We start from the raw sequence: 9,614 nt of genomic DNA on the forward strand, positions 1-9,614 counted from the left end.
ACGCAGCAAGCCAGTCGTCTCAATGGCGGGTGCGATCCCGTTAGAGCGGCAACCGGATCAGCGCCGTGACCCCGGCGGGGAGATACTCCACCTTCACCGAACTACCCAGCACCTTGTCGAGGCTGCGCTCGATGAGGATGGAGCCGAAGCCGCGCCGCTTTGGCTCGCGCACCGGCGGCCCACCAACCTCGGTCCAGGTGAGATGAAGAACGGTGTCGCCGTCTTCGACGACGTTTCGCGCCGTCAATACCACCTTGCCTTTCGGCACCGACAGCGATCCGTATTTCACGGCGTTGGTTGCAAGCTCGTGCAGGACCAGCCCGAGGCCGACGGCCTGGTCGGGACCAAGCGACACTTCGTCCTTGTGCAGTTCGATCTGGTCCGCATAGGCGCTCACATGCGGCAGCAGTTGCTTGGCGATCAGGTCGGCAAGCCGGATGGTGCCCCACTCGTGATCAGAGAGCAGACCATGCGCCTCGGAGATCGCCTGCAAGCGGCCGGCAAACGCGGTCATGAATTCGGCCGGGTCGCTCGTCTGGCGAAGCGTCTGGCGCGCAAGCGATTGCAGCATGGCCAGTGTGTTCTTGACCCGATGATTGAGCTCCTTGAGCAGGAGCCGAGTGCGCTGCGCCGAAGCCTGCTGGTCGGTGACATCGATCGTCACGCCGATGAACGTAAGCGGATTGCCCTTGCCGTCACGGTCGTGCACGCGGCCGCGGCCAAGCAGCCAGCGACCGGTATCGCCAATGCGGAACATGCCGTCATATTCATCGTCAGCCTTCATCGCCTGGCGAAGCTTGGCGAAAGTCGCGCCGCGGTCGTCGACGTGGATCGCGCCGAAGATGTCCCGGACGCCAACCGAACGCTCGGCCGAAAGTCCGAACATACGTTTCAATGCGCTGTTGCCGGCGATCGCACCTGAGCGGATATCCCAAAGCCAGCTGCCGATGTTGGCCGCTTCGAGCGCCATCGCGTGCCGCTGCTCCTCGCGCGACAACGCCGCCTCCTTTAGAGCGCGCCGACGGGCTTCGTCCTTGACCTTGAAGAGCGAGGCTGCGAGCGCGGCAAGCCGGCATAATTGGTGGATGAGCGGTTGCGACACCTCAGCGCGCGGCTTGTCGTCGAACACACAAACCGTGCCCACTGCCTGCCCGTCGAGCACGATCGGCGCACCGGCATAGAAGCGCAGAAATGGCGGCCCCTTGACCTGTCGGTGACGCGCGAACCGCGGATCGGTCGAAGCGTCGAGCACGACGAGGCTGGAGTCGGCCGCAGCGGTCACATGCGGGCAAAACGCGTCTTCGGATGGGGCACGGGTCTCATCGGTGCCGACAGCCGCCTTGAACCACTGCCATTCGCGGTCGATCAGCGTCACCAGTGCGATCTGAGCGTCGAAAAGCCCGGCAGCAATTTCGACGATCCCGTCGAAATCCCGATCCGGGATGGCCATGTCGGGGACGGTCGCATGCAGAACGCCAAGACGCTCGGGCGCGTCGAGCAGCTTCGTCACGGGCGGGTCCGTTTTCTCTGTCCTCACGTGCATACGGTCTCAATTCTCAATCTGAACGAGATGAGGAAGCCCTGGCGATCCACCCGCATCCCGCTCGATTCTGGAGCGTCTCGCCCCAAAATCGTCATCACTGCGCATTCGTCAGTCGATGCCAGCCGTCACGGCGTGTCCCCCTTGGGCTCAAGCCGCCAGTGAAAGCAGGACACCGCCACTTTTGCAACGGTGTCCTGCCCGAAATTCTTCCCTCAGGAGATGAAGGCCCGCGACGTGATCGGAGCCGAGGTTTCATCCGGCCCGTAGTCGTTTTCACCCTTCACCTGCAGGATATCCTGCAGCCGCTGACGCGCGCGGTTGACCCGGCTCTTGATCGTGCCAAGGGCACAGCCGCAGATCGTCGCCGCCTCCTCGTAGGAGAAGCCGGAAGCTCCGACCAGGATGATCGCTTCGCGCTGGTCCGGCGGCAGCATCTCGAGCGCGCGCCGGAAATCCTGCAGGTCGAGCGAGCCGTATTGCTCGGGATGATGGGCCAGCGACTCGGTGAAGTGACCGTCGGTGTCCTGCACCTCGCGCCCGCGCTTGCGCATCTGGCTGTAGAGCTCGTTGCGCAGGATCGTGAAGAGCCAGGCCTTCATATTGGTGCCCATCTCGAAATGGTCCTGCTTCGCCCAGGCCTTCATGATCGTGTCCTGCACCAGATCGTCGGCACGGTCGTGGCGACCGATCAACGACATGGCGAAGGCACGCAGGCTCGGCAAGGCGGCAAGCATCTCTCGCTTGAAATCATTTTTTTCGGACGACATTCTGGCACTTACTCCCTGCCCTGCAGCGCCGATTGCTGCTCGGCTGCGTCGAGCTTTTCCAGAAGATCGAGAAAACGCGCGGGTATCGCCTCTTCCTGCACGGACTGATAAAGCGCTTTCAGCTTTGCTGCGATCTGCGCATTTGGGTCTTCTGTCCATAAGGTCGTGCCGGTAGTCCGCCCTGCCCCTGTTTTATATTTCATTGTCAAACTGTCGCCTTCGAGTGTCCATAGCCGCCATAACGCAGCAGAAAATTGAAATGTTCCCTCGCGGAACCTTTTTTTACGTCCGGCGTTCTCGCAACGTCACCGTAGAAAGATACCCGAGGGAGTTCCCCTATGACATTGTCCACGCGGATAGCACCGCTTCTGCCGTATCTGCGCCGCTATTCGCGCGCGCTGACCGGCTCGCAGACATCAGGCGACGCCTATGTCGCTGCCGTTCTCGAAGCGCTGATCGCCGACACGTCGATTTTCCCGGAAGCGAGCAATGATCGCGTTGGCCTGTTCCGGCTCTTCACCTCACTTTTCGGTTCCTCGTCCGTGCTTGTGCCGGAACCGATCTCGCCTTTTGCCTGGGAACAGCGCGCATCGATCAATCTCGCAACCGTTTCGCCCCTTGCCCGCCAGGCCTTCCTGCTGGTCTCGGTCGAAGGTTTCCGTCCCGAGGAAGCCGCCGAGGTTCTCGACGTGTCCACCGATAAGGTCGGCAGCCTGCTCGACCGCGCCTCGCAGGAAATTTCGCGCCAGGTCGCGACCGATATCATGATCATCGAGGACGAACCGCTGATCGCCATCGATATCGAACAGATGGTCGAGAGCCTCGGCCATCGGGTCACCGGCATCGCCCGGACGCGCGACGAAGCGATCGCCCTCTACAAGAGGACGCGGCCAAGCATGGTGCTTGCCGATATCCAGCTCGCCGACGGCAGCTCGGGCATCGACGCGGTCAACGACATCCTGAAGACGAGCGCCATTCCGGTGATCTTCATCACCGCTTTCCCGGAACGGCTCCTGACTGGCGAGCGGCCGGAACCGACCTTCCTGGTCACCAAGCCGTTCAACCCGGATATGGTCAAGGCACTGATCAGTCAGGCGTTGTTCTTCAACGAATCGACCAAGGCGGCGGCCTGAGTGCAACCTGCATGTTTCCTTTGACCGCAGCCGGTCAAAGGCAAGAACATGCAGGTCATTCAATGTGCTACAGCGTCGCGCGTCACAAAGGGCCGCGACGCCGTAGTCCATTTTACCGTTTCGTCGAAGCGGCGAAATAATGACCGGCTTTCCCAGCCGTTCCCGATATTTCCGCCAGTTCCCGATATTCGCGCGGAGGCACACTCGCCGGCGCGACTTCATGTCAACCGGCCTCATCCCGCCGTTTCACATTTCCCGCAGCATCTCTTTGGCTTACCCCGGAAACACGACAGCCAGTGCCGAGGGAAGGCACTGGCTGGTATGTGCAACTCACTCGGGGAGTGTGAGTTGTAGGCCGGCGGTCTGCCTCCGGCGCGGCATTGGGGGCTATGCGCGCCACCGTCCGGTCGCAAGCAGAATGCGCGACGGGGCAAAAGGTTCCAAACGCCCGCCCTGACCGCCTCGGCCTACCGCTTCACTGCATCTTGTCGAGTTCATCACGATGGCGGTAGAGCGCCAGGAAGCGGCGGTAATCGCGGTCATAGGTGCCGCGAACACTTGTATTCGGCAGGCGCTCGTGCCCCTCCGACGCCATTCCTGCCCCTGCGGCGGCGAGATCCCGGTGGATGCCGCCGGCAACCGCAGCCGCCATCGCCGTACCGAGCAACACCGCGTCCGGCGCCTGCGGCGCAACCACACGGCAGCCGGTGACATCGCAGTAGAGCTCCATCAGAAGCGCGTTGCGCACGTGGCCGCCGGTGACGTGCAGCGTGTCGAGCTGGTAGCCGACCTCCCGCATCATCTCCAGGATGTGACGGATGCCGAGCGCGATCGCGACGCAGGTGCGCCAGTAGAGACGGCAGAGCGCATCGAAGGAGGAATCGAGCGGCAAGCCGCTGATAACCCCGAGCCCGTGCGGGTCAGCGAGCGGCGAGCGGTTGCCATGGAAATCAGGAAGCACATGCAGGCGATCGGCAAAAGCGGCGCCCTGTTCGGCGCGCAGTTCCTGCACCCGGGCGATGATCCGGCCGTGGGTCTCGGCCGTCGGTTCAAGGCCGCCGCCATGCAGCCGCACGATATGGTCGAGCAGCGCACCTGTCGCCGATTGCCCGCCCTCGATCAGCCAGGCGCCCGGAAGAACCGCTTCGTAATAGGGGCCCCACATGCCGAAGCCCGGCTTCATGTCCTTGGAAAAGGCGACGATGCAGCTCGATGTACCGGCGATCAGCGCGAGTTGTTTTTCAAGCTTCTCCGGCTTCCCGATGAACCCGCCGACGACACCAAGCGCACCGGCATAGGCGTCAATCAGGCCCGGCGCCACCTGGCAGGCTTCGTCGAGCCCAAGCTCTGCGGCGGCCGCAGCGCTCAAATGACCGACCGAGCTTCCGATCGGCAGTGTCTCTTCCGGCAACCCGCCGCTTTCGATGAGATCTTCAAGCCCGATCTTTTCGAGATAGTCCGGCTGCCAGCCGCGCTTCTCATGCGCCAGATAATTCCACTTCGCCGTCAGCGTGCAGCGCGAACGCGCAGCGCTCCCCGTCGCCCGCCAGGAAAGATAGTCGGCCAGATCGAAGAAGAAACCCGCCTTCTGCCATTGTTGCGGCAGATTGCGCTTCAGCCACATCAGCTTTGGCATTTCCATTTCCGGCGACATGACGCGGCCGGAGAAGTCGAGCACCGGATGGCCGGTCGCCGTGCAGAAATCTGCCTCGGCGAGCGCCCGATGGTCGAGCCAGACGATCGTGTCCCAGCGCGCCTCGCCCTTGCGGTTGACGGATAGCGGCTCGCCTTCGCGGTCGCGCACCACCAACGAGCAGGTGGCGTCGAAGCCGATCGCGGCAACGCTTTCAGCGGCGATCCCGGCCTTGTCCTTGGCCGCCTGGACCGCACCGCAGACGGCACGCCAGATATCTTCGGAATCGTGTTCGGCGTGGTTTTCTTCCGGCCGGTTCATAGCGATGGGCAAATCGGCACGCGCAAGCAGCGTGCCCTTCCGGTCAAAGATACCGGCGCGCGCACTGCCGGTGCCGACATCGACCGCAACGACGAATTCACGCATCAATGAAAGTCCCGCCCCTCTTGTCCCTGCTATCGGCGGACAAACTGTAACAATTCGCCCATGTCGTCAAACAGCACGTCGGGACCGAGATTCGCGAGACTTTGGCGGTGCCTGTCGGATCGGGCATGGCTGCCGCCGGCAAAGGCGAAGACCCGCATGCCCGCCGCCTTCGCCGCTTCGATACCCGCCGGACTGTCCTCGACGACGACGCAATCCCTGGGCGCGAAACCCATTTCGCGGCTCGCATGCAGGAAGAGATCAGGCGCCGGCTTGCCATGTTTCACCATGGTGGCGGAGAAGATATTGGGCTCGAAGAGGTCGATAAGCCCGGTGACGGTTAGCGACAGGCGGATGCGTTCCGGCTGGCTGGACGAGGCGACGCAGCACGCGCCCTCGAGCCCTTCGACCGCTTCGCGAATTCCTGCAATCGGCTGCAATTCGGTGCGAAACCGCTGATAAAGACGAAGGCGCATGCCCTCGAGGAAGGCATCGTCGGTGGCGAGACCATATTCGTCGTGGAGGATCGCCGACATGCTTTTCAGGCTACGCCCGAGAAATCGCTCCGTCGCTTCCTCGGCGGTCATCGGAACGCCAGCGGCCGAGAGCACGTCCACGAGCACTTCCAGCGAGATCGGCTCGCTATCGACAAGCACGCCGTCGCAATCGAAAATCACCAGCCTGGACGCAGCGTCCGCCATCGCACCCTACCCCTTACAGCGCCGCGCGACATTCAAGGCGCGCCAAGGTCGCTGTAACACTTTGAATTGGCGCATAATCTGGCCCTGGGTCGATTTGATCCAGGGGAATTATGCGGTGAGCTTGTCGTCCAGATAAAGCTGGAGCGTAGCGCGCGTACCCTTTTCCCAGAGGGTTTTCAATGCATGGCTGAAACGGCGGCGGAAGAGATCGGAGCGCGCGACATCGCCGAAGATATCGCCGAGCTCCAGGAAGGCGACCGGATCGTTCTTGGCAGCAAGCGCCGCCTTGCTCAGCCGGTCAGCGCTCTGGTCGTTGAAGACAATCGCCTTGCCGCTGTCGGACGTGCCGGCGAAGTAGCGGCACCACAGTGCCGAAACCAGCGATAGGCCGACGACATCTTCGCCGCGCGCGAGCCGATCGGCCGTCGAGGGCAGGATGAATTTCGGCTGGCGGTTGGAACCGTCCTGCGCCAGCCGCGGGATCGTGTCACCGATCTTCGGATTGGAGAAGCGCGTCTCGATCAGCTTGTAGTAATGGCCAAGATCGGTGTTTGGCACGGGTGGAATGACCGGAATGATCTCGTCATGTTCAAGCTTGGCAAGGAAGGCACGGATAAGCGGCTCTTCCATCGCCTCATGCACGAAATGGATGTCGAGCAGAGCCGCCGGGTAGGCGATCGCTGCATGACCGCCGTTGAGGATGCGGATCTTCATGTGCTCGTACGGCGCGACGTCGGGCACGAACTGGACGCCGACCTTCTCCAGCGCCGGACGGCCGAGCGGAAAATGGTCTTCAAGCACCCATTGCTTGAACTCCTCGCAGAACACCGGCCAGGCGTCCTCTATGCCGTAGTCGTCGGCGACAATGCCGATTTCACGCGTGCCGGTTGCCGGCGTGATCCGGTCCACCATGCCGTTCGGGAAAGCGACATTGGCATCGATCCAATCGGCAAATGCCGGATCGACGAGCCGTGCGAGGCCCGCAACCGCCGCATGGGTGACTTCGCCATTGCCTGGGATGTTGTCGCAGGACATCACGGTGAAGGGCGGAACGTTCTTGTCGCGGCGCGCTTTCAGGCCGGCGACGATCAGTCCGAATACCGTCTTCGGAGCAGCCGGGTTCTGCGCGTCGGCGACGATTGCCGGATGGGTCGGGTTGAATACACCCGACGCCGGATCGATGAAATAACCGCCTTCGGTGATCGTCAGCGACACGATGCGGATCGCCGGATCGGTCAGCCTCGCGACGATCGCCGGGATGTCGCCTGGTTCCAGATAGTCGATCATCGCGCCGGTGATATGGGCGCCGGTGCGGTTGTTGTCCTGCTCGACGACCGTCGTCAGGAAATCCTGTGCCGCGAGCTTCGCGCGCATCGTCGCGTCGGAGGCAAGTACGCCGGCACCGATGATGGCCCAGTCCCGATCGTGGCCGGCATTGAAGAGATCGTCGAGATAGACGGCCTGGTGCGCCCTGTGGAAGTTGCCGACGCCGAAATGCACGATGCCCGCCGTCAATTGCGACCGGTCGTACTTCGGCACGCCGGCCTTGGCCTTGATCGTGTCGAGGGCGGCAAGTGAGAGTTTGGTCGTCATGATCCCGTATCCTTTCGAGGCTTCACCGGCTGGCGCAGGCTCAGCTCATCCAGTTGCCGCCGTCGACGTTGTAGGTCTGCGAGACGACGTAGTCGCTCTCGGCTGACGCGAGGAAGATCGCCATTCCGGTCAGGTCCTCGGCCGTTCCCATGCGGCCGAAGGGCACCTCCGCGCCAACCAGCTTCTTCTTTTCGCCGAGCGGGCGGTTCTCGTATTTCGCAAACAGCGCATCGACGCCGTCCCAGTGCTCGCCGTCGACCACACCGGGCGCGATAGCGTTGACGTTGATGCCATGCTTGATGAGGTTGAGGCCGGCCGACTGGGTAAGGCTGATGACCGCCGCCTTGGTGGCGCAATAGATCGCGACCAACGCTTCGCCGCGGCGTCCCGCCTGGCTCGCCATGTTGATGATCTTGCCGCCCCTGCCCTGGGCGATCATCTGCTTTGCGGCCGCCTGCAGTGCGAACAGCGTGCCGGCAACATTGATCGAAAACAGCCGGTCATAGCTTTCGCGGGTGATTTCGACGATCGGCGCAAGGTCGAAGAGTGCTGCATTGTTGACGAGGATATCGAGACCGCCCGCTTGCCTGACGACCGCCGCGATCGCAGCATCGATCGATGCCTGCTGCGTCACGTCCATCTCGACCGCGTAGGCGCCGGCACCGATCTCGGAGGCCGTCTGCCGCGCCCGTTCGATATTGATGTCGGCGATCGCGACCGTGGCGCCTTCGCGGATATAAGCCTCCGCGAAGGCACGGCCGATCCCCCGCGCAGACCCGGTGATCAGCGCGCTTTTACCTTCGAGCCTTCTCATCGCACTGCCAACCCCTTGTCGTCGAACCTGTGGACGCGCTGTGGGTCCGGCGTCAGGAACACGCGATCGCCGTGGGTGACGGCAAAGTCGCCGCTGACGCGCGCCGTCACCGTGCCGATGCCGTCGTCGACATTGACGTGCAGGAAGGTGTCGGAGCCGAGGTGTTCGGCGACGCCGACCGTGCCCTGCCAGCTGCCACTATCTTTGGAGAGCGCCAGATGCTCGGGGCGGATGCCCATCGTATGCGCCTGATAGGCAGAAGCCGCAGGACCAGTGACGATATTCATGCGCGGCGAACCGATGAAGCCCGCGACGAACAGATTGTCCGGCTTGTGGTAGAGGTCGAGCGGCGAGCCGACCTGCTCGATGCGCCCACGATTGAGCACCACGATCTTGTCGGCCATGGTCATGGCCTCCACCTGATCGTGGGTGACGTAAATCATCGTCGTCTTCAGGTCCTGGTGCAGCTGGCTGATCTCCAGCCGCATGTTGACGCGAAGCGCTGCATCGAGGTTCGACAGCGGCTCGTCGAACAGGAAGGCCTTCGGCTGGCGCACGATCGCCCGGCCGATCGCGACGCGCTGGCGCTGACCGCCGGAAAGCTGCCGCGGCTTGCGGTCGAGATAATCGGTAAGGTTCAGCACGCGCGCCGCATCCGACACCTTCTTGTCGATGACGGCCTTGTCCTCGCCCGCCATCTTCAGCGGAAAGGCGATGTTCGAGCGCACGCTCATGTGCGGATAGAGCGCGTAGGACTGGAACACCATCGACAGGCCGCGCTGTGCCGGCGGCAGTTCGGTGGCGTTCTTGCCATCGATGACGATGTCGCCGTCGCTGACATCTTCCAGGCCGGCGATCAGCCTGAGCAGCGTCGACTTTCCGCAACCGGACGGGCCGACGAAGACGACGAACTCGCCATTGTTGATGTCGAGGTCGATCGAGGGGATGACGGCATGGGCGCCGAAGACCTTCGAAACCTTGCTGAGTGTAATGCTTCCCATTGTCGT

9 protein-coding genes are annotated in these 9,614 nt (G+C 62.8%); 1 reads left to right on the forward strand and 8 read right to left on the reverse strand.

Annotated features, from left to right (window positions below; genetic code table 11):
• Positions 1-40 precede the first annotated feature (40 nt).
• The 3 genes from AC3WWH_RS17395 to AC3WWH_RS17405 all read right to left on the reverse strand — a co-directional run bounded on the left by AC3WWH_RS17395 (position 41) and on the right by AC3WWH_RS17405 (position 2,513).
• Positions 41-1,543: a sensor histidine kinase gene (locus tag AC3WWH_RS17395; RefSeq protein ID WP_058320783.1), complete on the reverse strand. Its 1,503-nt coding sequence runs from the start codon at positions 1,541-1,543 to the stop codon at positions 41-43.
• Between the two features lie 212 nt (positions 1,544-1,755).
• Positions 1,756-2,310: an RNA polymerase sigma factor gene (locus AC3WWH_RS17400; protein WP_057249069.1), complete on the reverse strand. Its 555-nt coding sequence runs from the start codon at positions 2,308-2,310 to the stop codon at positions 1,756-1,758.
• 8 nt (positions 2,311-2,318) lie between these two features.
• Positions 2,319-2,513 (reverse strand): NepR family anti-sigma factor, encoded by a 195-nt coding sequence (locus AC3WWH_RS17405; RefSeq protein ID WP_058320782.1) that lies wholly within the window; start codon positions 2,511-2,513, stop codon positions 2,319-2,321.
• A 135-nt stretch (positions 2,514-2,648) separates the two neighbouring features.
• Here AC3WWH_RS17405 and AC3WWH_RS17410 point away from each other — a divergent pair, with 135 nt between their 5' ends.
• On the forward strand, positions 2,649-3,443 hold the full coding sequence (locus tag AC3WWH_RS17410) for a response regulator (RefSeq protein ID WP_057249067.1): 795 nt from the start codon (positions 2,649-2,651) through the stop codon (positions 3,441-3,443).
• A gap of 475 nt (positions 3,444-3,918) precedes the next feature.
• On the opposite strand, the gene AC3WWH_RS17415 is transcribed toward AC3WWH_RS17410, so the two are convergent.
• The 5 genes from AC3WWH_RS17415 to AC3WWH_RS17435 all read right to left on the reverse strand — a co-directional run bounded on the left by AC3WWH_RS17415 (position 3,919) and on the right by AC3WWH_RS17435 (position 9,608).
• Positions 3,919-5,502 (reverse strand): FGGY-family carbohydrate kinase, encoded by a 1,584-nt coding sequence (locus tag AC3WWH_RS17415; protein WP_058320781.1) that lies wholly within the window; start codon positions 5,500-5,502, stop codon positions 3,919-3,921.
• 29 nt (positions 5,503-5,531) lie between these two features.
• Positions 5,532-6,200: an HAD family hydrolase gene (locus tag AC3WWH_RS17420; protein ID WP_058320780.1), complete on the reverse strand. Its 669-nt coding sequence runs from the start codon at positions 6,198-6,200 to the stop codon at positions 5,532-5,534.
• Positions 6,201-6,308: 108 nt separating this feature from the next.
• Positions 6,309-7,793 (reverse strand): mannitol dehydrogenase family protein, encoded by a 1,485-nt coding sequence (locus AC3WWH_RS17425; RefSeq protein WP_058320779.1) that lies wholly within the window; start codon positions 7,791-7,793, stop codon positions 6,309-6,311.
• Between the two features lie 40 nt (positions 7,794-7,833).
• On the reverse strand, positions 7,834-8,607 hold the full coding sequence (locus AC3WWH_RS17430; protein ID WP_058320778.1) for an L-iditol 2-dehydrogenase: 774 nt from the start codon (positions 8,605-8,607) through the stop codon (positions 7,834-7,836).
• Complete coding sequence (locus tag AC3WWH_RS17435) at positions 8,604-9,608, reverse strand: ABC transporter ATP-binding protein (RefSeq protein ID WP_057249062.1); 1,005 nt, start codon at positions 9,606-9,608, stop codon at positions 8,604-8,606. Before AC3WWH_RS17435 ends, AC3WWH_RS17430 begins: the two co-directional genes overlap by 4 nt.
• Positions 9,609-9,614 lie beyond the last annotated feature (6 nt).

It is taken from the genome of Ensifer sp. EB106-03-01-XG145 (assembly GCF_058792075.1).

Coding starts and splice junctions, on each gene's coding strand:
- AC3WWH_RS17400 (WP_057249069.1), bottom strand. CDS start 2,310: ATGTCGTCCGAAAAAAATGATTTCAAGCGAGAGATGCTTGCCGCCTTG.
- AC3WWH_RS17415 (WP_058320781.1), bottom strand. CDS start 5,502: ATGCGTGAATTCGTCGTTGCGGTCGATGTCGGCACCGGCAGTGCGCGC.
- AC3WWH_RS17405 (WP_058320782.1), bottom strand. CDS start 2,513: ATGAAATATAAAACAGGGGCAGGGCGGACTACCGGCACGACCTTATGG.
- AC3WWH_RS17410 (WP_057249067.1), top strand. CDS start 2,649: ATGACATTGTCCACGCGGATAGCACCGCTTCTGCCGTATCTGCGCCGC.
- AC3WWH_RS17395 (WP_058320783.1), bottom strand. CDS start 1,543: ATGCACGTGAGGACAGAGAAAACGGACCCGCCCGTGACGAAGCTGCTC.
- AC3WWH_RS17420 (WP_058320780.1), bottom strand. CDS start 6,200: ATGGCGGACGCTGCGTCCAGGCTGGTGATTTTCGATTGCGACGGCGTG.
- AC3WWH_RS17425 (WP_058320779.1), bottom strand. CDS start 7,793: ATGACGACCAAACTCTCACTTGCCGCCCTCGACACGATCAAGGCCAAG.
- AC3WWH_RS17435 (WP_057249062.1), bottom strand. CDS start 9,608: ATGGGAAGCATTACACTCAGCAAGGTTTCGAAGGTCTTCGGCGCCCAT.
- AC3WWH_RS17430 (WP_058320778.1), bottom strand. CDS start 8,607: ATGAGAAGGCTCGAAGGTAAAAGCGCGCTGATCACCGGGTCTGCGCGG.